Below are 20,850 nucleotides of genomic sequence, written 5' to 3'. Positions count from 1 at the left end.
GTGTTCGCGATGACGTTAGGTCACTGGGGTCTTCAGATGCCAGCCACGACGGATCGGACGCTTGGCGACAATTTCTTCCTGCGGCGTATGGGGCTCGGCGACATGCGGTTTGACCGCAATATCACGCTGCGGCGGCGGCCAATGCGCCAGTTTGCTCTGCGACATCTCGACATGTCGCAGCCGTGATCCGGCGATCGATCGGGGGGCTCTGGGGTCTCGCTCCTCCCACATGGACGTCTACTCCGGTCAGGCGTAGATGCTTCCGCAAACACGTTGATGGTTTGTTAAACGCGTCGCGCAAAATGCCCCTACAACCGCGGTAACTTGTCTCAATCGGCAATAATTATTGAGTAACAGTCGATTTGCGATTCTCGCTAAGAGAGTTCCAGTATTTCTGGGCAATTTGATACCACTTGGAGAGATAACCCCGCATGTGCGGCATCGTCGGAATTTTGGGACGCGGTCCGGTTGCTGACCAGATCGTGGACTCGCTGAAGCGCCTCGAATATCGCGGCTACGATTCCGCTGGCGTCGCCACGCTGGAAGGCGCGCATATCGATCGCCGCCGCGCCGAAGGCAAGCTGAAGAATCTCGAAGCCAAGCTCGGCAAGTCGCCGCTCGCAGGTCATATCGGCATCGGTCACACGCGCTGGGCGACGCATGGCAAGCCGACCGAAGCCAACGCGCATCCGCACGCCGCCGAAGGCGTCGCGGTCGTGCACAACGGCATCATCGAGAATTTCCGCGAATTGCGCCTCGAGCTCGAAAAGGGCGGCGCCAAATTCGCGAGTGAGACCGACACCGAAGTCGTCGCGCATCTCGTCAGTTCCTATCTGCAGAAGGGCGCATCGCCGGTCGAAGCTGTGAAGCAGGCGCTGCCGCGCCTGAAAGGCGCGTTCGCATTGGCTTTCGTGTTCAAGGATCACGACAACCTGATGATCGGCGCCCGCAAAGGCTCGCCGCTTGCAGTCGGCTATGGTGACGGCGAGATGTATCTTGGCTCCGACGCGATTGCGCTGGCGCCGTTCACCGACGACATCAGCTATCTCGAAGACGGTGACTGGGTGGTGCTGACCCGCAAGGGCTGCGAGATCCACGATGAATCCGGCAAGGTCGTGAAGCGCGACGTGCTGAAATCCGGCGCGTCGGCCTTTATGGTCGACAAGGCCAACTATCGCCACTTCATGGCCAAGGAAATTCACGAGCAACCCGAAGTCGTCGGTCACACGTTGGCGCGTTATGTCGATCTGGCGAACGAGCGCGTTGCGCTGCCGATGACGCTGCCGTTCGACTTCAAGGACATCCAGCGCATTTCGATCACCGCCTGCGGCACTGCGAGCTACGCGGGTTTCATCGCTAAATACTGGTTCGAACGCTTTGCGCGCGTGCCGGTCGAAGTCGATGTGGCCTCTGAATTCCGCTATCGCGAAGCCCCAGTACGCAAGGGTGATCTGGCGATCTTCATCTCACAGTCTGGCGAGACGGCCGATACGCTGGCAGCGCTGCGTTACGCCAAAGAGCAGGGCATGCACACGCTCGCTGTCGTCAACGTCACGACCTCGACCATTGCACGCGAGAGCGAGACCGTGATGCCGACACTGGCTGGTCCGGAAATCGGCGTGGCTTCTACCAAGGCTTTCACCTGCCAACTGATGGCGCTTGCGACGCTTGCGATCGCAGCCGGCAAGGCCCGCGGCGAGCTGTCCGACGCCGACGAAGCCAAACTGGTTCACGGTCTCGTCAAGGTCCCCCGTCTGATGACCGACGCGCTGACGCACGAAGCTGCGATCGAGAAGCTGGCGCGCGACATCGCCAAGTCGAAGGACGTGCTCTATCTCGGCCGCGGCACCAGTTATCCGCTGGCACTGGAGGGCGCGCTGAAGCTGAAGGAAATCTCCTACATCCACGCTGAGGGTTACGCGGCCGGCGAACTCAAGCATGGTCCGATCGCGCTGATCGACGAGACCATGCCGGTGGTCGTGATCGCGCCTTATGACCGGGTGTTCGACAAGACCGTGTCGAACATGCAGGAGGTCGCAGCGCGCGGCGGCAACATCATTCTGATGACCGACGCCAAGGGCGCGGAGGAGGCCACCGTGGACTCCATGGTGACCATTGTAATGCCGGACATGGACGCAGCATTCACGCCGCTGGTCTATGCCGTGCCGGTGCAGTTGCTCGCCTATCACACCGCCGTGGTGATGGGCACTGACGTCGACCAGCCCCGCAATCTGGCCAAGTCGGTCACGGTGGAATAGGCCGGCGGAGCGGCAAGATTGTCGCAGGCGGCCGGTTTGGCCGCCTGGCGCCGCCAAGTGGCTTCCCCCGCACTGGCGAAATCCTGCTAGGATACCCATAAGGACTGACGGCGCGGTTTCGCGCGCCGCGCCAGATGGATTTGAAACGCTGATGGAACGCCCCGATTTGCCGTTGACCCCGCCCGTTGGCGACCCGCCGCCCGAGGCGCCGCGCGGCTTCATGGCCCGGATCCGCAACTATTTCCTCACCGGCCTGATCGTTGCCGGTCCGGTCGCGATTACCTTTTACCTCACCTGGTGGTTCGTCACCTGGGTCGATGCGATCGTGCGGCCGCTGGTACCGGAGGCCTATCGGCCCGAACAATACCTGCCTTACGGTATTCCGGGCTCCGGCCTGATCGTCGCTTTCGTGGCGCTGACCCTGCTGGGTTTCCTCACCGCCAACCTGATCGGTCGCTCGCTGGTCGATCTCGGCGAGAATCTGCTTGGCCGCATGCCGGTGGTGCGCGCGATCTATCGCGGGCTGAAGCAGGTGTTCGAGACGCTGTTCTCGGGTTCGGGATCGAGTTTCCGTAAAGTGGGCCTCGTCGAGTTTCCGTCGCCGGGCATGTGGTCGATCGTGCTGATCTCGCAGCCGCCGAGCACCGAAGTGGCGAAGAGCCTGCCGGGGCAGGAGGAACACATCTCGGTGTTCCTGCCCTGCGCGCCGAATCCGACGACGGGATTCTTCTTCTATGTGCCGAAGAGCAAGATCATCGACATCGACATGTCCGCCGAGGATGCCGCGACGCTGATCATGTCGGCGGGCGTCGTCCAGCCAGGTTCAGATTCGCAGAAGAAGATCGCGGCATTGGCGCAGATGGCAACGGCAGCGGGTATCGCGAATGCTCCGCCAGCGAAGCAGCCAGCACAGGTGGATTAGGTCGTAGAGCTTTCTTTCCCTCCCTCAAGCGGCGAAGCCGCGCAGTGGGGAGGGTGGATCGACCGCGGAGCGGTCGAGACGGGTGGGGTGGTGCCACGAACGCTGTCCTCGCATGGGGAGAGACCCCACCCCGGCCTATCGGCCGACCATGGCGGACGAATTCGTCCGCCAGACCCCACTGCGCAGCTTCGCTGCTTGGGGGAGGGATATCGCGACCGCCTGCGCGTCTCAGCTTCTTCGAATTTCAAACAGCCACCGCTCTTCAGACATGCGTCATCGCCCCCATTGTTTGCGGCGCGGGGGCGCCGTCGTCCTTTGCATTCCCGCCCCCTTGTGAGAGGGCGTGCGGAACGCCAGGTGCCCGTTGCACCCTTGGGCCTGATGCGATGCGGTCTTCCGCAATTGAGAGTGCATCAGGACTTTCGGAGGCGCCGAGCGATTGCCCGACGTTCCGCATGCGGTGTTTTTTCGGTTGCTTGCACTTTGCCTCGACGAACGCTCCGATCGCGAATTAAAGTCCCAAGGCGATGGGAAGGGAGCCTCAAGCGACTAGGCCGAACGCGTTTCGATTTGGTCGTCCGTCACACTGTCCAGGGCTCTTTCCATCCCAAGGTCGGCCGTGTCCTTGCCAGTGGCAGTGCTGGCGCAGATCCGTCCTGCCCGAAGACAGACGTTCCCCATGAACCGCGTGACGCCGCATCTCCGGCGTCCACCGCATCCTGCCCCGCGAACGTGACGATCGCGATCGCCCCTCTCGGTGGGGCCGGACGGAGGGGAATATAAACCTTATGGGGATGGTGTCAATGGAAGATAGGAAGAAATGTTTAGGCGCTTTGCGCCGCCCCAAACTGTCATTCCGGGGCGGGAGCGGCGCCGAAGGCGACGGGACCGAACCCGGAATCCCGACATGGGAGTCACCGTAGAGCCAGACACTCCGGGATTCCCCACCATTCCAAGTGGAATGGCTGAGGTTCGCGACCGGCAAGTGCCGGCCGCGCCCCGGAATGACGAGCTTGGATCGAGATTCCGGGCTCAGTCCAGCCCGCTTCGGGCGGCCGTTTTGGCCATGACATAGTTCTAGCTGGCTGCCGGACGGCGTCGTGATGTGCGCCGGTTGAAGCGGCGCCAGCCCCATACGATCAGCGCTTCCAGTCCGATCAATGTCGCCACGACGATCAGCGCCGCAGATGCCGGGTCCGAACTGGTGTCCCCGATCCAGAAGCCGAGGGCGAGCAGTGGCCCGGCCCATGCGAGACTGCCGATAAACGTTCCCAGCAGAAATTGCGGGAGGGATACGCCGAGCACCCCGGCGGGGATCGCCATATAGACTCGGATCACGGGCAGCGTCTGGCCGACCGCGAGGATCACGAACAGGTTTCGTTGAAATGCACCCGCTGCGCGCTGGTAGCGCGCAGAGGTCAGTCCGATATAGGGACCGAAGCGTCTCACGAATGTCGCGCTGCGTCGTTCTCCCAGGATCAGGCCAGCGCCATACCAGCACAGCGAACCGGCCGTCGAGCCGATCGCGAGCGCCAGGATGGCTGAAGCGAGATCGCTCTGCTTTGCAGCGACGACGATGCCGATGACCACGAACGCGACGTAAGACGGCACGAACGGAAACAGCTTCTCGGCGATGCCAAGCCCGATGATCCCGATTGGGCCGACATGAACGCAGTTAATCAGAAGATCGGATAGTTCTGTGGCCATCACGCTCATTCTGCCACCTGGACGGCGGACTGGCGCCGCGTGATGCGATAGACCGAGGCTGGCGGAACGTTCATCAGAACGCGACCGACACAGGACGCCTCGAGGCCGAATTGTTGGAGTTGCAGATGACTGATCGGACAGCGGACGCCGTAGGTGAACTGATACATTACGCCGTCGGAGCGGAGGCTGTTGAAAACACCGGCCAGGATCGCGTCGACCTTGTTTTGTGCCATGTTCAGCAACGGAAGTCCGCTGACGACGGCGCCGAACGTCGCGGGTTCGAACACCTTTTGCGGCGCGATCCATGAAGCGTCCATCCATAGCACGCGCGCACGCGGAAATCGCTGCTGCAACAGCCGCATGAAGTCGGAGCCATATTCGATGAGCGTCAAATCGCCTTCCTTCACACCTTGCTTCAGCAGTGCTTTCGTAAAGACGCCGGTGCCGGGGCCGAGTTCGAGCACCTTGCCGGTCGCGCCGTTGATATCGCGGGTGATCATGTTGGCGAGGGCAGACCCCGACGGCGCAATTGCCCCGACGGTTCGGGGGGCTGAGGCGAGCGATCGGAAGAAGAGCAGGAGGCCGTTTGCAGTCATGTGAACTATCCATTGCAAATGCATCGACACCGACGGTCGTCGGCAGTGTCATGGGTATGTGCAGTGGAGATTGAGAGAACATGACGTGATGTCTTTGACGCTGCAATAAAGCGGCGGCGATATTCAACGTGCATCGCTGCTAGCGTTGGGCATGCCGCCTGCCGAAGGCCATGGTGACGCGCGTGCCACCATTCGGGCCGTCCTGAATATCGATCATGCCGTCATGGAGCCGAACGATCTCGCGAACCAGATTGAGTCCGAGGCCGGCGCCGCGCGAGCCGCTATTGAGGCGGTAGAACGGCTCGAAGACGCGTTCGCGATCGTTCAGCGGGATGCCGGGGCCTTCATCGGTCACCGAGACCGAAGACGCGGTGACGCTGACAACGATTTTTCCGCGACGTCCACCGTATTCGATCGCATTGTGAATCAGGTTCGCGAGTGCGCGCTCCAGTGCCCCCTGATCTCCTGACAAGGGGGCCTGCTTCACGCTGCTCTCGAAGGCGATCTCGTATCCTGCCGCGATGGCGAGCGGCGCAAGATCCGACGTCACATGCTGCGCGACCTCGACGAGGTCGATATCCGACTGCGGCGCGGCTGTCTGCTTCAACCGTTCGGTGTCCAGCAGCTGGTCGGCGAGCGTCGACAGACGGCGGACATCCTCGATCAAACGCGTCGTATGCGGTCCGGGTTCGGTCGACTCGATCCGGGTTTGCAGAATGGCAATCGGCGTTCGCAATTCGTGGGCGGCATCGACCAGAAAGCGCTGGCGACGATCGAAGCCTTCGTCGAGGCGGCGCAGCGCATCGTTGATGGCCACGACCAGCGGAACGATCTCGTTGGGCACCTGGTCCAGCGTGAGGCGCGCGCCGCGTTTGTCGGTGTCGATCCGTTTGGCCTGCGCTGCCGCGTGGCCGAGACCGAGCAGCGCGCGTCTGACCACGATGGGCGTGGCAACGAGAGTCGTCAGGGCCATCACGGCGAGAATCGGCAGTACCACGCTGAGAAACAGCGTTGCGATGGCGGCGGCGACGCGGTGCCAGGGCACGGTGCCTCCGGAGCCGGTGAGAATTTGAACGCGGCCTGCGGCGCTGCCGACCCAGCGCATGCGTGCCGTTGCGCGCGGGGCATCGCCGATATTCCAGCCGAGACGGGCCTGGCCGACGTCATCGAGCGCATCGCCTATGCGCGCGAATTCGGGCGGTACATTGCCTTGCGAGACACGATGGCCGTCCTTGTCCCTGACGAGAAACCACAGCTCGGGCATCCTGGCGCGCTGCCGCGCCAGCGCGGGCGTGTCGCGCAGGATTATGGCGCCGGCCTGGTCACGCGCGATGGCGTTTTCGATCACATTGATGGTCTCGTCTTCGGGCTCCAGTGAGACGATATAGCCGCCGCCCCACAACACACCCACGATCGTCAACACCAGTCCGGTCAGCATCAACGCCTGCAGGCCGACGAGTCGGCTGACCAACAACCATCGCAATGACTTGCCGCGAATTCGGTTCATGGTGTGCGCTTGATCAGGTAGCCGATGCCACGAATGGCGTGAATTTCTACATCCGCGCTGGCATCGGCCAGTTTGCGGCGAAGGCGCGAGACATGGGTGTCGAGGGCGTTGGACTGGATTTCGTCGTCGAAGCCGTAGACCGCTTCTTCGAGCGCGGACCGCGGGACGGTTCGGCCGGAGCGCCGCAGCAGCGTTTCGAGCACCAGCAACTCACGACGCGGCAAGGTGAGGGCGACACCGGCGACGCTCGCCTGGCGGTGCTCGGCACTGTAGGCGAGGCGACCGAGTTGGAGGACTTCGGCCGGCATATCGCTTGGCCGGCGCAGCACGGCGCGCAGCCGCGCCAACAGTTCCTCGATTGCAAATGGCTTGCCGAGATAGTCGTCGGCGCCGGTATCCAACCCGGCCACGCGATCGGCGAGGTCGCCCCGCGCCGTCAACACGATGATGGGCGCCTGCACGCCACTCGCTCTTAATTTGGGTATCAGCGTGAGCCCGTCGCCGTCGGGCAACTGGCGATCGAGCAGGATGGCTCCATAGCTGTTGGTGAGCAGAGCCTCCTCGGCCATGCCGATCGTCGCCACGCGGTCGACCACCATATCGTGGCCCTTGAGCGCGGCCGCGAGCGCCGCTGCCATTTCCGGTTCATCCTCGACGAGAAGCACGCGCACACAACTACCCTTTCGCCTCAAGCCAAGCGTCGAACCTAGGTGGGGAACATTGCGTCAACGTTACGAAGCTGATCGGAGCGACTATCCTGCACCGATCAGCGGGATCGCTTCGTCGCGCTCATAGAGATACAGCAGGCAGCGCAGCGCCTCGCCGCGCTCGCCCGTGAGTTTCGGATTGTCCTGCAGGATCCGCAGCGCTTCGTCGCGCGCCTGCGTGATCAGCTGTGCATGAACCTCCGACCGCGCGATGCGGAAGCCGGGCATGCCGCTCTGACGCGTTCCCAATACGTCGCCTTCGCCGCGCAGCTTGAGGTCTTCCTCGGCAATGCGAAAACCGTCAGTGGAGTCCTTGATCACCTTCAGGCGTTTGGTGGCGATCTCGCCGAGCGGTTCGCGATAGAGCAGGAGGCATGTGGACGCCTCCGAGCCGCGCCCGATACGGCCGCGGAGCTGGTGCAACTGGGCAAGACCGAAGCGCTCGGCATTCTCGATCACCATGATGGTCGCGGCAGGCACGTCGACGCCGACTTCGACGACGGTCGTGGCGACCAGTATCTGGGTCTCGCCGGCAGCGAAGCGTGCCATCGCCGCATCCTTCTCCGCCCCCTTCATCCGGCCATGTACGATGCCAACCTTGTCGCCGAACCGCTGCTGCAGGCTCTCGAAGCGCTCTTCCGCATTGGTGAGTTTCGGGCCATCCATTTCGGACTCTTCGACCAGCGGCACGATCCAGTAGATCAGCTTGCCGTTGTCCACGGCGCGGCCGATGCCGTCGATGACTTCCTGCAGCCGGCTTGCCGACATGGTGCGGGTCTCGATCGGCTGGCGGCCCGCGGGCTTTTCGCGTAGTTCGGAAATGTCCATGTCGCCAAAGTAAGTCAGCACCAGCGTGCGCGGGATCGGCGTCGCCGACAGCACCAGCACATCCACCGCGCTGCCCTTGTTGGTGAGCGTGAGACGTTCGCGAACGCCGAAGCGGTGCTGCTCGTCGACGACAGCCAGTGCGAGCGCCTTGAATTCCACATCGTCCTGAATGAGCGCATGCGTGCCGACGATGAAGTCGATCTCGCCGGCGGCAAGCCGCGCGAGGATATCCTTGCGTTCGCGGCCTTTCTCGCGGCCGGTGAGGATGGCGACGCGTAGGCCTGCGCGTTCGGCCAGCGGCGTGATGGTCTTGATGTGCTGGCGCGCGAGAATTTCCGTCGGCGCCATCAAGGCTGTCTGCTTGCCGACCTCGGCGGCGGCCGCAGCGGCAAGCAGCGCCACGACGGTCTTGCCCGAGCCGACATCGCCTTGCAGCAGCCGCAGCATGCGGAGCGGCTTGGTGAGATCATCGGCAATGGCTGCGGTCGCCTGCTGCTGCGATTGCGTCAGCGCATAGGGCAGGGCGTCGATGATCTTGCGGCGGATGTGGCCATCGCCAGCATTGCGATCGCCGGCGGGACGACGGAGCTGCGCGCGTACCAGCGCCAGTGCCAGTTGGCCGGCGAGCAATTCATCGAAAGCGAGACGCGACCAGAACGGGCCTTCCGGCAGGACGTCGGTGATCTCGACCGGCACATGGACGCGCTGCAACGCCTCCGCCAGCGTTGGGAACTTGCAACGCCGGATGACTTCCGGGCTGATCCATTCCGGCAGCGCCGGCAGCTTGGTCAGCGCCTGCGCGATGGCCTTGCGCAGCGAAGTGATCGCGAGGCCCTGGGTCAGCGGATAGACCGCGTCGATGCCCGTGAGTTTGGCGAAGCCCTCCTCGTCGACCACGCGGTCGGGATGGGTGATCTGCAGCATGCCGTCGAACAGCTGCGTTGTGCCGGAGACGTAGCGCTTCTCGCCGACCGGCAGCAGCTTCTCGATCTGGCCCGGATACGTCCGAAAATAGGTCAGGATCACCGTGCCGGTGTCGTCGTGGGCATAGACCAGATGCGGCGCGCGGGAGCGGCCGGGCGGCGGCTCGCGATGGCGATCGACAATGACTTCGAGGGTCACCATGGCGCCGATCTCGGCCTCGTTGATCTTCGGCCTGTCGCGGCGGTCGATCACGCTCACCGGCAGATGCAGCAGCAGATCAACGATGCGCGGCGTCTCGGCGCGGTCCAGCAGGAAGCGCAGCAGCTTGTCCTGCTTCGGCCCGATGCCGGACATGCTGGTGACCGGGACGAACAGGGGATTGAGCACTTCAGGGCGCATCAGGACGACTCAGGTGGCCAGCACGGCGAGAGAGCTACGGTATTTGCGAGACTTGGATGCATTTCAAGGCGAAAGCAATGCGTTATGAGGTGCTGACAGGGGCGGAAGCGGAGGCTATATGAGCCTGCCCGGCACGTCCGGGCTTTCTGCGTTTGCGGGCTTTGGGCGGGATGGACAGATGACGGGAACGACACGATCGAGCAACGGCCTGGATGACCGCCGCAAGCGGCTGCTGTTCCGGTGCTGGCACCGCGGCACGCGCGAGATGGATCTCATTCTGGGCCGTTTCGCGGATGCCGAGATCGGCATTCTGGCGGACCTCGAACTCAAGCAGCTCGAAGACCTGATCGGCCTGGAAGACCCCGAGCTTTATCCGGCCTTCGTCGGTGATACCCAATTGGACGAGCAGTACCGCACGCCGCTGTTCGAGCGCATCAAGCTGTTCCGGAATCTGGACAAGCCTCTATGAAATCCCCCGTTGCCTCGCCGGCCGCACAGCTTGCGCCCGGCCGTGCGCTGACCTTTGCCAATGTCGCCGAGGGTGCCGAAGGCCTGATCGTTGCCGATCTGGCACGCGCGGTTGCGGCCAAGCCGAAGCCGCCTGCGGTCAGCCTGACCGTGATCTGCCGTGACGGGCCGCGCATGCAGCAATTGGCGCGCTCGCTTGAATTCTTCGCGCCGGATTTGCCGGTGCTGCAATTCCCGGCCTGGGACTGCCAGCCCTACGACCGCGTCTCGCCCCATGGCGGCATTCTCGCGCATCGCATGACCACGCTGGCGCGGCTGTCGCGCCTCACCGGCAGCGACAAGCCGATGATCGTGCTGACCACGGTCAACGCCGTCGTGCAGCGCGTGCCGGCCCGCGAGATCGTCGCGGCGCAGGCGCTGTCTGTCGCGCCCGGCCATGTGGTGCCGATGGACTCCATCGTCGCCTGGCTTGAACACAACGGCTACACCCGCTCCGGTACGGTGCGCGAGCCCGGCGAATATGCCGTGCGCGGCGGCATCCTCGATCTGTTTCCGGCGGGCCTCGACCAGCCGGTGCGGTTCGACTTCTTCGGCGACAGTCTGGAATCGATCCGGGCCTTCGATGCCGAGACGCAACGCACGCTGATGGATATGCGCGCGCTGGATCTGGTGCCGGTGTCTGAATTCCAGCTCATCACCGAAACTATCCGCCGCTTCCGCATGGGCTATGTCGCGCAATTCGGCGCGCCGGAGCGCGACGACCAGCTTTATGAAGCGGTCAGCGAAGGTCGCCGTCATCCCGGCATGGAGCACTGGCTGCCGCTGTTTCAGGACCGCATGGACACGCTGTTCGATTATCTGCCGGGCACGCCGGTCGCCATCGAGCCGCAGGGCGAAGATGCCGCCACCGAACGCTTCAAGCAGATCGGCGATTATTACGAGGCGCGCCGCGAAGCCATGGGCATCCCCGGCGGCGGCGCGATCTACAAGCCGCTGCCGCCGGACCGGCTCTATCTCACCGACAGCGAATGGCACAAACGGTTGGAAGATCTCGCAATGGCGCGGTTGTCGCCGTTCGCCGTGCCGGACGGCACGCCGGGCGTGGTCGACGCGGGTGCACGGGCAGGCCGCAATTTCGCGCCGGAGCGGGCCGACGCCAATGTGAACGTGTTCGAGCGCGTGGTCGCGCATATTGGGGCGTTGCAGGCGGAGCGCAAGAAGGTCGTCGTCGCGCTGTGGAGCGAGGGCTCGCGCGACCGCATGGCGAGCATGCTGAAGGACCACAAGCTGCTCAACCAGCAGATGGTGAATTCCTGGCGCGCGGTGCAGGCGACGCCCCGCAACGAGACCATGCTGGCCGTGGTCGGCATGGAATCCGGTTTCGAGACCGACCAGATCGCTGTTATCAGCGAACAAGACATCCTTGGCGACCGCCTGGTACGGCCGCGCAAGGCGAGCCGCAAGCTCGACAATTTCATCTCGGAAGTGACGAGTCTCGCTGCCGGTGACGTCGTGGTCCATGTGGAGCACGGCATCGGCCGTTTCGTCGGGCTGCAGACGTTGCAGGTCGGCGGCGCACCGCATGACTGTCTTGAACTGCGCTACGCCAACGAGACCAAGCTGTTTCTGCCGGTCGAGAATATCGAACTGCTGTCGCGCTATGGCTCCGACGCGACCAATGTCGAGCTCGACAAGCTCGGCGGCTCTGGCTGGCAGGCCCGCAAGGCCAAGCTCAAGAACCGCATCCAGGAAATTGCCGGCGAACTCATCAAGATCGCCGCCGAGCGGCATCTGCGCGAGACCGAGCGGATCGTCGTACCGCGCGAGCAGTATGACGAATTCTGCGCGCGCTTTCCCTATGAGGAAACCGAGGACCAGCAGACCGCGATCAACGCCGCGCTGCACGATCTCGAACATGGCAAGCCGATGGATCGCCTGATCTGCGGCGATGTCGGCTTCGGCAAAACGGAAGTGGCCATGCGCGCGACCTTCGCCGTGGCCATGGAAGGCAAGCAGGTCGCCGTCGTGGTGCCGACCACGCTGCTGGCGCGTCAGCACGCGAAGAACTTCACCGAGCGCTTCAAGGGTTTTCCGGTGAATGTCGCGCAGGCCTCAAGGCTGGTAGCGCCGAAAGAGCTGACGGCGACCAAGAAGGGCCTTGCAGATGGTTCCATCGACATCGTCGTGGGCACGCATGCGCTGCTCGGCAAGTCGATCAAGTTCAAGGACCTCGGCCTCGTCGTGGTTGACGAGGAGCAGCACTTCGGCGTGACGCATAAGGAACGGCTGAAGCAGCTCCGCGCCAATGTCCATGTGCTGACGCTGTCGGCCACGCCGATCCCGCGCACGCTGCAGCTCGCGCTGACCGGCGTACGTGACCTGTCGATCATCGCCTCGGCGCCGGTCGATCGTCTGGCGGTGCGCACTTTCGTGGCTCCGCATGATCCCTTGATGATCCGCGAAGCGCTGCTGCGTGAGCGCTATCGTGGCGGGCAGGCGTTCTATGTGGTGCCGCGCATCGACGATCTCGCCGAGGTGAAGGACTTCCTCGACAAGCATGTGCCGGAGATGAAGGTCGCCGTGGCCCATGGCCAGATGGCGCCAACGGTCATCGAAGACATCATGTCGGCGTTCTATGACGGCAAATACGACATCCTGCTGTCCACCACGATCGTGGAGTCGGGTCTCGATATTCCCAACGCCAACACGCTCATCATTCACCGTGCCGACATGTTCGGTCTCGCGCAGCTCTATCAGCTCCGTGGCCGTGTCGGCCGCTCCAAGCTGCGCGCTTATGCGCTGTTCACGCTGCCGTCGACGCACAAGATCACCGGCCAGGCGGAACGCCGTTTGAAAGTGCTGCAGTCGCTGGAGAACCTCGGCGCCGGCTTCCAGCTCGCCTCGCACGATCTGGATATTCGCGGCGCCGGCAATCTGCTCGGCGAAGAGCAGTCCGGTCATATCAAGGAAGTCGGCTTCGAGCTGTATCAGTCGATGCTGGAAGAGGCGATCCTGGCGCTCAAGTCGGGTATCTCCGAGCCGGTCGCCGACAGGTGGTCGCCGACCATCACGCTCGGCATGCCGGTGATGATCCCCGACGACTTCGTCGCCGATCTTGCGGTGCGGCTGTCGCTGTATCGCCGGCTCGCCGATCTCGAAACCGACGATGAGATTGCAGCCTTCGCGGCCGAATTGCGCGACCGTTTCGGCGTGCTGCCTGACGAGGTGCGCTATCTGTTCAAGATCGCGGCCATCAAGGCGTATTGCCGCCGCGCCAATGTCGAGAAGGTCGATGCCGGTCCGAAGGGCGTTGTCATCTCGTTCCGCGACAACTCGTTCGCGCAGCCGGACAGGCTGGTATTCTTCATCAAGCAGTATGGCCAGGCCGCGAAGGTGCGCCCAGATATGAAGGTGGTGTTCCTGCAGGATTGGGGAACACCGGAAGAACGTCTCGAAGGCGCAACAGAAATCCTGCGCGCTCTGGCGGGGCTCGCGGAGAGCAAGAAGGCGGCTTAGGCGCTTTCGCTCCGTCCTCATCCTGAGGAGCAGCGCCGATGGCGCTGCGTCTCGAAGGATGGCTGCGAAGTCAGCGCCGAACACGCATCCTTCGAGACGCCGCCAAAGTGCGGCTCCTCAGGATGAGGACAGAGCATGCCGCAAAACAAGACAGCCGCCGGCATTGCTGCCGACGGCCGTTCGTTGAACTACGCGACGCTTACTTCGGATACTTGAATTCCGGAGCGGCCTTCAGGGCCTCCTTGGTGGTGTTCATCGACGCCACCCACTTGTTGTCCTTGTTCAGGCTCACCTTCACCGAAGCCGGCGAGACTGCGACATAGTGTTCGCCCATGCCGAGGAAGCCGCCGACCGACAGGATCAGCGCGTCGACCTGATTGTTCTTGATTGCGAGATCGCTGATCTCGCCGATCGTCTCATCCTTCTGGTTGGTGATGTTCAGGCCCTTGAGCTTGGACGAGAACATCTCCTCCTTGGAGACGGTCGAGAACTTTGCCTCGGCGGGTGCAGCGCCTGTCGTGACTGCCGACTGCGCCAGAACCGGCGTGGCGAGAAGGGCGAGGGAAGCGGTGATCAGTGCGAGCTTTTTCATTATCGTTGTCTCCATTGCAGATGCACCTACAATGCGACGTTCGATACTTCGTTCCTGATTTTATTTCTGGAACTAAGACGCTACGCGCTGCGCGTCCTCGCCATGCAGGCGCGCCAGCAGCGACTTCGCGGTATCCGTTGGCTCCATCGTGATCACCGTGACGTGGGGATCGTTGCGCGCATCGCGCTTGGGTCCGTGCATGGTGTGCTTCATCACGCTGGAGAGCCGCCTGGCGATCATATGGGCGTTGCGCTGGTCGGTTTCGGCGAAAGCGACCACGATCGAGCCGTCACTCTGCAGCGTGCCGAAGTCCATCCGCCGCATCAGCCGGCTGATGATCCGCGCAGCGTCGCGCTGCGCACGTAGCGGGATATTGTCGAATGAGAACCGGGCCATCGACAATCCGCCGCCGCGGGTTTGCGTGTGATAGACGGCGGTTGCGATATCGCGTTCGAAGGCTGCCGTCGTCAGCAGGCCGGTAGCGGGATCGAGCAGCCCGTCGGACTCGATCGACTTCAAGGTGCGGCCGAGACGCGCCTCGAAGGCGTGTTGGCGCAGCAGCGGCAGCGCCGTGGCCGCGACGGTGTCGGCGTCTCCGGCGACCATTTCGAGATTGGCGAGATCGTAGCTCGGCGTCAGGCCGGGCACGGTGACGACAACGGGCAGATTGCGGAAGCGTGCGTCCTCGGTGAGGACAGTGAGAAACGCATCAACGACGCGCGTGCTGAAGCCCTCGCCGATGACGATGCCGTCGAGGTCGCGCGCATTGAGATGCTTGGCGGCAGCCTCGATGCTGAGCGCGCCGACCACGCCGACGCGTTCGCCGAGCGCAACCGACAGCGCGGCATAACCCCCGCCGCGGCCGATCAGCATCACCGTCGCATCGTCCAGCGGGTCCGACTGCAGGGACATACGATGCAGGTTTTCGGCGGTCAGGCGTCGCATGACGGTGGCATGCAGCGTGCGCACACGCAGCGCATTGCGCAGCCGCGCGCTGAGTCGATCGAAATTGCCGTCAGTCTGCGTGAGCGGGATCGCATGGCCCGGCAAGTCCGTGGCGGGATCGATCGCGATCAGCGGCACGTAAGGTTGCTTGGCGCCAAGGCGCTTCGCCAGCGCCTGGAAGGTCGGCATGTCGCCAGCGGAGGCCGACACCACGACGGCGGCCGGCTGGACCCGGGCCACTGCATCCAGCGCCTCGGCCCATGTCGCATCGACAACCGGGAAGATGTTGCTCTCCGCCAGGGCTGTCGCAAACGCGGCCGGCTGCTGGTTGGAGACGGCGACGATCGTGGCCTGGTCGGACATGCTTGAGCTGAACCTCTACGCGAAACTGATCGCGGCAGGCTAGCCCGACGTCCTTAATGCAGAGTCAATGAGATCGCTCGCATTTTCAGGATCGCTTTTGCTCGCTCAGTCGGCTGCGGCACGGTCGCGGAAGGCTTCGACCATCAGCGGATTGAGGCCGAGTTCTGTCAGGGCGTCGCGGGCGCGGCCGTTATTGCTGGCGCGGCCGGCGAGGCGGTAGCCGCTGAGACGATCTGGCAGCGCAGTCAGCATCGCATTCTCGCCGAGCCGCTTGGCCCATTCGTTGAGGTCCTGCGCCAGAAAGCGATAGCCGCCGACGGCCATGATGCCCGAGGGCGGAGCGGTGATATTGATCGCGCCGGTCGCGCGGTCGAGCCGGGCCATATAGCCGGTATCGACATAATCGAGCGGCTGGGCGGGGATCAGCGCGTTGCTGGCGTCGGCCTGGGCCGTATAGGCCAGCACCGGTACCATCGGGCCGCGGAGGCCCAGCGTGCCCCTGGGCGTCAGCATGATATCGCCGGCAATGGAGGAGCCTTGCTGGGCACGCGGTGCGCCGTGCGGGCCCGGCATGATGGCGACGGGCATGCCGTCGTCGCCGCGGACGGCGCCGAACAGGCCGGCTTCGCCGAACAGATAGACGTCGGTGAACGAGGCCTGCGAGCCGGGCCACGCCGGCGAAGCCGCGACCTGTTCAGGCGCGCGCCAGAGGCCGAGCACGTAGCGCAGCACGGGCGAACGATCCAGCAATCCGCCTTCGGCGAGACGCTGCGCCAGCGGCGCGGGCGCCAGCAGCACGTCGCAGGCATTGGCAGCGATGCTACGTTCCAGCACCGCATTGTCGAACGGATGATGCAAAGCGAGCACGCCGCCGGAGAGCAGCCAGGTCACCAGCGACGAGGCGATACTGGCGAAAGAGGACGGCACCATCGCCGACATGATCGTGGCGCCCTGTGGCATGCCGCTTTCCAGGAACACGGCAAGACCACCGGAGATCAGATTGAGATGCGTGCGCGGCACCGCGCGGAAGCCATCGGACGTGACATCGAAGGAGACGATGGCCGCGCGGCGGGCGTCCTGCGTCACCGGCGTGGGTTCGGCGAATTCGCCGGTCAATACGGCGTCGAGCGGGGTCATGCCTTCCGGCAGATCGCTGCCGAAGCCACCGACATAGCGGATCGAGAAGGCTTCAGCCGCAGCGTTCATGATCAGGTCGGCATGGCTGACGCCATCGATCTTGCTCGACGTCACTAGCGCACGCGCGCTGCAGCGATTCAGGGCCATGGTCAGGTCGGCCTGGCGCCAGAGCTGCGGCAGCAGCGCGACGACGAGGCCGGCGCGATGTGCAGCCAGCACGGTCAGCACGAATTCAACGGTGTTCGGCAGCTGGACGGCGATGACCGAATTGGCGGGGAGGCCGGCCTCCATGAAATGCGCCGTCAGCGCCGAGATCGCCCGGTCGGCGTCCGCAAAGGTCAGCCGCTGCGGCTCGGTTGCGGTGATGCGCAGCTTGTCGGCGGGGTCGACCAGCGCCAGCGCCTGCGGCTGCCGGCTGAGGATGCGACGAAACAGGCCGTCGAGGGTGGGCGAGGCATTCGGCGTGGGTGAGGTCACGGTGTCACTTCCGGTTCGGCGGCGAAGCTGGCAGCGTTCTGGCCCACCAGGTCTCCGGCAAATAGCCGGAGAGTGCGATGGTCGAAGGTCGTTCTATCCGATTCCATCGGGCAATCCATTGCTCGCCGACATAGTAGAGCGGGATAGCGTAGAAACCTGCGATCAGTGCGCGGTCCATGGCGCGGACGGCATCGACGAAGGGGCCGTGGTCGCGGGCCTCCAGCATGGCGGAGATCATGGCGTCGACCGCGGGATTCTTCGCGCCCATATAGTTGCGGGTGCCGGGATTGTCGGCGGCTTCCGAGCCCCAGTAGAATGACTGCTCGTTGCCCGGCGACAGCGACTGGTCCCAGCGGTTCTGGATCATGTCGAATTCGAAATTGATGCGGCGCTGGTCGAACTGCACGGAATCGATGGAGCGAATACTGGCGATGATGCCGGCGCGCTTGAGATCGCGTGCATAGGCCAGCGCGATGCGTTCCTGATCGCGGGTGGTGACGAGGATCTCGAAGGCGAGGGGCGTTTTGTCCGACTGCCGCCGCAGCACGTTGTTATCGAGCACGTAGCCGGCATCCTTTAGCAACGCCAGCGCAGTGCGCAGCGCGGGACGGTCACGGCCCGAGCCATCGCTGACCGGCAAGCGGTAGCTGCCATCGAGAATATTGGCGGCTATATTTGAGGCGTAGGGCTGCAGCAGGGTCCGTTCGCGATCATCCGCGGCGCGCATATAAGCGGAGAGATCCGAGCCTGCGAAGAAACCGGCCGAGCGGGCATAGAGGCCGAAGAAGTAGGTGCGGTTGATCCATTCGAAATCGAATAGCAGCGTCAGCGCCTGACGTACGCGAATATCGGCGAACATCAGTCGCCGCGTGTTGAACACCAGAAATTCCGACGGCTTCGGCAGGCCGGTCTTGATGCTGTCGCGGATCACTTCGCCGGACGTGGCGGCGGGGAATGTGTAGCCGTCGTGCCAGCGCAGCGGTTCGTTCTCGACGCGGAAGTCGTAGAGGCCGCGCTTGAAGGCTTCGAAATGGGTGTTGGCCTCGCGATAGTAGTCGAGGCGGATCTCGTCGAAATTCCACAGCCCGCGATTGATCGGCAGATCGCGGCCCCAATAAGCGGGATTGCGGGTGAGGGTCACCGCCGCGCCGGGTTTCACACCCGTCACCGTATAGGGCCCGGAGCCCAGCGGCGGCGCCATCGAGGTTTCCTCGAACGTGTCGGGATTGACGGCGTGTTTCGGCAGCACCGGCATCAGCCCGAGGATCAGCGGCAATTCGCGATCCGCCTGGCCGCCGAAGTCGAAGCGGACCGTGCGCTCATCCAGCGCCTCGGCCTTGGCCACTTTCGAATAATACTGCCGGTGATTGGGCCGGCCCTTGTCGCGCAGCAGCTGCCAGGAGAACAGCACGTCTGCAGCCAGGACGGGTTTGCCGTCGGAGAATTGGGCCCTGGGATTGATCCGGAAGGTGACGAAGCTTCTGGTATCGTCGGTTTCGACGCTCTCGGCGAGCAGGCCGTAAAGCGTGAAGGCCTCGTCCTGGCCGCGGGTCATCAGGCTTTCGATGACATAGCCGCGCATCTGCGGCACCGCGATGCCCCGGACGATGAAGGGATTGAGACTGTCGAAAGTGCCGAGCACGCCCTGGACCATGCGGCCGCCTTTCGGCGCGTCGGGATTGGCATAGGGCATCTGCCTGAAATCGGGTGGCAGGGCCGGGGCGCCGTGCATGGCGATCGCGTGGCCGGGATCGGCCTGTGCGGAATCGGCCACTGGGGCGGCCAGAGCTATCCAGCAGGCCAGCGCCGCGATCACTTTGGACAGGGTCGAAAGACCCCGTGCATGTGTGCGATTTGATTCGGTTGATTTCACAGAGGAACTTTACCATGGCTGCCCACCCCGAACCTGTGCCATGCATCAAATAGGGCTGGCGCCATTGATCTTTTCGTCGGCCGCTGTATTGAAAGCGGACAATTGACGAGGACGGCGCGGCCTGTCACGTAACGGCCTTAATTGGCACCGAGACACCCGCCAACGGGTGACTGTCAGCGCCGCCTCCGGGATATGAGCGCCTCCGTTCAGAAAGGGTTTTCCGAAATGAATTTCCGTCTCTTGGCTGCGTCGGTTCTGCCGCGCGGGCGGGGCTTCGCGCTTCTGGCGGCGACGGCCTTGACCGCCACGTTGATCGCTCCGGTTGCACATGCGCAGGCTCCCGCGCCTGCTGCGCCGCCTGCCGCAGCGCCGAAGGCTGCTGCGCCCAAGGCTGCCCCGAAGGCCGCTCCGAAGGCTGCTGCCCCGGCCGCTCCCGCCGCCCAGGCGCCGGCCGCAGGCGCGCCGCCGGCCGATCAGCAGGTTCAGCTGATCTACGCGCCGTGGACCAAGTTCTGCCTCAAGGGCCAGGACGCCAATGCCAAGCAGGTCTGCTTCACCGGCAAGGACGGCCGCATCGAGTCGGGCCAGCCCGTCATCGCCGCCGTCATCATCGAGCCGGAAGGCGAACCGAAGAAGATCCTGCGCGTGACGCTGCCGCTCGGCATGCAGCTCGTGCACGGCACCCGCGTGATCGTGGACAGCAATGCCCCGGCGCAGAGCCCCTATGTGATCTGCTTCGCAAACGGCTGTATGTCGGATTACGAAGTCACCCCGGAGCTCCTGGCCAATCTCAAGAAGGGCCAGAACCTGATCGTGCAGGCGATCAACTCCAACGGCGCACCGCTGACGCTGCCGCTGCCGCTGGCCGAATTCGCCAAGGCCTATGACGGCCCGCCGACCGATCCGAAGGTGTTCGAAGAAACCCAGAAGAAGCTGCAGGAAGAGCTGCAGAAGCGCGCTGCGGAAGCCCGCGCCAAGCTCGAAGCCCAGCAGCCGGCAGCTGGTGCAGCACCGGCGGCCCCGGCCAATCCAGCCGCCAAGTAAGCTGGTTCAACAGACAAACGAAAAGGCGCTCAGAAATGAGCGCCTTTTTTGTTGGGTTGAGGTGTTGACCCATCCACGTCATTGCGAGCGCAGCGAAGCAATCCAGCAAGCCAAAAGCTGGATTGCTTCGTCGCAAGTGCTCCTCGCAATGACGGACGAGGGAGAGGCGTGAAACGTTAAGCGGGCTAATTCAGCGACGGATTGCGTGGCCGGTAGCTGCCGGACTTGTCCTTGATGAAGATCTCGGCGACCTGGGAGTGCCGGATCGGCTCGCCGGATTCATCGGGAAGCAGGTTCTGCTCGGAGACATAAGCGACGTATTCCGACTCAGAATTCTCGGCCAGCAGGTGGTAAAATGGCTGGTCCTTGTTCGGACGAACGTCTTCGGGGATCGACAGCCACCATTCTTCGGTGTTGTTGAATTCCGGATCGATGTCGAACACCACCCCCCGGAACGAAAAGATCCGGTGGCGGACGATCTGTCCAATCTGGAATTTGGCGGTCCGCGCTTTAATCATTCTGGTCGAATAGACCAGGATTGTGGCCGATGCTAGAGGCAAACGACGGAATTAAGACAGCCGCAGGCC

16 protein-coding genes are annotated in these 20,850 nt (G+C 63.6%); 5 read left to right on the top strand and 11 right to left on the bottom strand.

All coding sequences use genetic code 11. The annotated features are described in order from the left end of the window. Positions 1-15: 15 nt before the first annotated feature. Positions 16-165, bottom strand: a complete 150-nt coding sequence (locus CHC01_RS32495) for a hypothetical protein (protein ID WP_158550328.1) — start codon at positions 163-165, stop codon at positions 16-18. A gap of 266 nt (positions 166-431) precedes the next feature. Here CHC01_RS32495 and glmS point away from each other — a divergent pair, with 266 nt between their 5' ends. Continuing rightward, a complete protein-coding gene (gene glmS, locus CHC01_RS11525; RefSeq protein WP_089264400.1) occupies positions 432-2,258 on the top strand; it encodes a glutamine--fructose-6-phosphate transaminase (isomerizing) in 1,827 nt (608 codons plus the stop codon). A gap of 148 nt (positions 2,259-2,406) precedes the next feature. Beyond that, entirely contained in the window at positions 2,407-3,180 is a 774-nt protein-coding gene (locus CHC01_RS11520; RefSeq protein ID WP_374725664.1) for a DUF502 domain-containing protein, read from the top strand. Between the two features lie 1,077 nt (positions 3,181-4,257). Here CHC01_RS11520 and CHC01_RS11515 read toward each other — a convergent pair. The 5 genes from CHC01_RS11515 to recG form a co-directional block, all read right to left on the bottom strand. Then, positions 4,258-4,887 carry a DedA family protein gene (locus tag CHC01_RS11515; RefSeq protein ID WP_176454556.1) on the bottom strand — a complete coding sequence of 210 codons (630 nt, stop codon included), beginning with the start codon at positions 4,885-4,887 and terminating at the stop codon, positions 4,258-4,260. A 5-nt stretch (positions 4,888-4,892) separates the two neighbouring features. After that, a complete protein-coding gene (locus tag CHC01_RS11510) occupies positions 4,893-5,483 on the bottom strand; it encodes a class I SAM-dependent methyltransferase (protein WP_089264397.1) in 591 nt (196 codons plus the stop codon). A gap of 139 nt (positions 5,484-5,622) precedes the next feature. Further along, positions 5,623-6,990, bottom strand: a complete 1,368-nt coding sequence (locus CHC01_RS11505) for a sensor histidine kinase (protein WP_089264396.1) — start codon at positions 6,988-6,990, stop codon at positions 5,623-5,625. After that, the gene (locus CHC01_RS11500) at positions 6,987-7,661 is read right to left on the bottom strand and encodes a response regulator transcription factor (RefSeq protein WP_089264395.1); all 675 of its coding nucleotides are present in this window, start codon (positions 7,659-7,661) and stop codon (positions 6,987-6,989) included. Before CHC01_RS11500 ends, CHC01_RS11505 begins: the two co-directional genes overlap by 4 nt. Positions 7,662-7,742: 81 nt before the next feature. Continuing rightward, positions 7,743-9,848 (bottom strand): ATP-dependent DNA helicase RecG, encoded by a 2,106-nt coding sequence (gene recG / locus CHC01_RS11495; protein WP_089264394.1) that lies wholly within the window; start codon positions 9,846-9,848, stop codon positions 7,743-7,745. Between the two features lie 178 nt (positions 9,849-10,026). Between recG and CHC01_RS11490 the strand changes: the two genes are divergently transcribed. Together CHC01_RS11490 and mfd are read left to right on the top strand one after the other, a co-directional pair. Beyond that, complete coding sequence (locus tag CHC01_RS11490) at positions 10,027-10,317, top strand: FAD assembly factor SdhE (RefSeq protein ID WP_089264393.1); 291 nt, start codon at positions 10,027-10,029, stop codon at positions 10,315-10,317. Continuing rightward, positions 10,314-13,832, top strand: a complete 3,519-nt coding sequence (gene mfd, locus CHC01_RS11485) for a transcription-repair coupling factor (protein ID WP_089264392.1) — start codon at positions 10,314-10,316, stop codon at positions 13,830-13,832. The genes CHC01_RS11490 and mfd overlap by 4 nt, the downstream gene beginning before the upstream one ends. Before the next feature lie 199 nt (positions 13,833-14,031). Here mfd and CHC01_RS11480 read toward each other — a convergent pair whose 3' ends face one another. From CHC01_RS11480 to CHC01_RS11465, 4 genes are all read right to left on the bottom strand, one after another. Beyond that, positions 14,032-14,424: a PRC-barrel domain-containing protein gene (locus CHC01_RS11480; RefSeq protein WP_089264391.1), complete on the bottom strand. Its 393-nt coding sequence runs from the start codon at positions 14,422-14,424 to the stop codon at positions 14,032-14,034. Between the two features lie 72 nt (positions 14,425-14,496). Further along, entirely contained in the window at positions 14,497-15,732 is a 1,236-nt protein-coding gene (locus tag CHC01_RS11475) for a hypothetical protein (RefSeq protein WP_089264390.1), read from the bottom strand. A 105-nt stretch (positions 15,733-15,837) separates the two neighbouring features. After that, positions 15,838-17,346 carry a class I adenylate-forming enzyme family protein gene (locus CHC01_RS11470; RefSeq protein ID WP_089264389.1) on the bottom strand — a complete coding sequence of 503 codons (1,509 nt, stop codon included), beginning with the start codon at positions 17,344-17,346 and terminating at the stop codon, positions 15,838-15,840. A gap of 4 nt (positions 17,347-17,350) precedes the next feature. Continuing rightward, positions 17,351-19,150 carry an extracellular solute-binding protein gene (locus CHC01_RS11465; RefSeq protein ID WP_244558337.1) on the bottom strand — a complete coding sequence of 600 codons (1,800 nt, stop codon included), beginning with the start codon at positions 19,148-19,150 and terminating at the stop codon, positions 17,351-17,353. 294 nt (positions 19,151-19,444) lie between these two features. On the opposite strand from CHC01_RS11465, the gene CHC01_RS11460 reads away from it, so the two are divergent. Further along, entirely contained in the window at positions 19,445-20,263 is an 819-nt protein-coding gene (locus CHC01_RS11460) for an invasion associated locus B family protein (protein WP_068731658.1), read from the top strand. 185 nt (positions 20,264-20,448) lie between these two features. Here the strand turns inward: CHC01_RS11460 and hspQ are convergent, their stop codons facing one another. Next, positions 20,449-20,781: a heat shock protein HspQ gene (gene hspQ, locus CHC01_RS11455; protein WP_089264388.1), complete on the bottom strand. Its 333-nt coding sequence runs from the start codon at positions 20,779-20,781 to the stop codon at positions 20,449-20,451. Between the last annotated feature and the right edge of the window lie 69 nt (positions 20,782-20,850).

Origin of the sequence: Tardiphaga sp. OK246, from assembly GCF_900188215.1 — a bacterium.
In the GTDB taxonomy this organism is placed as follows: domain Bacteria; phylum Pseudomonadota; class Alphaproteobacteria; order Rhizobiales; family Xanthobacteraceae; genus Tardiphaga; species Tardiphaga robiniae.
The sequence above is the reverse complement of the archived record's forward strand: the minus strand, read 5'-3'. Positions and strand labels throughout refer to the sequence as shown.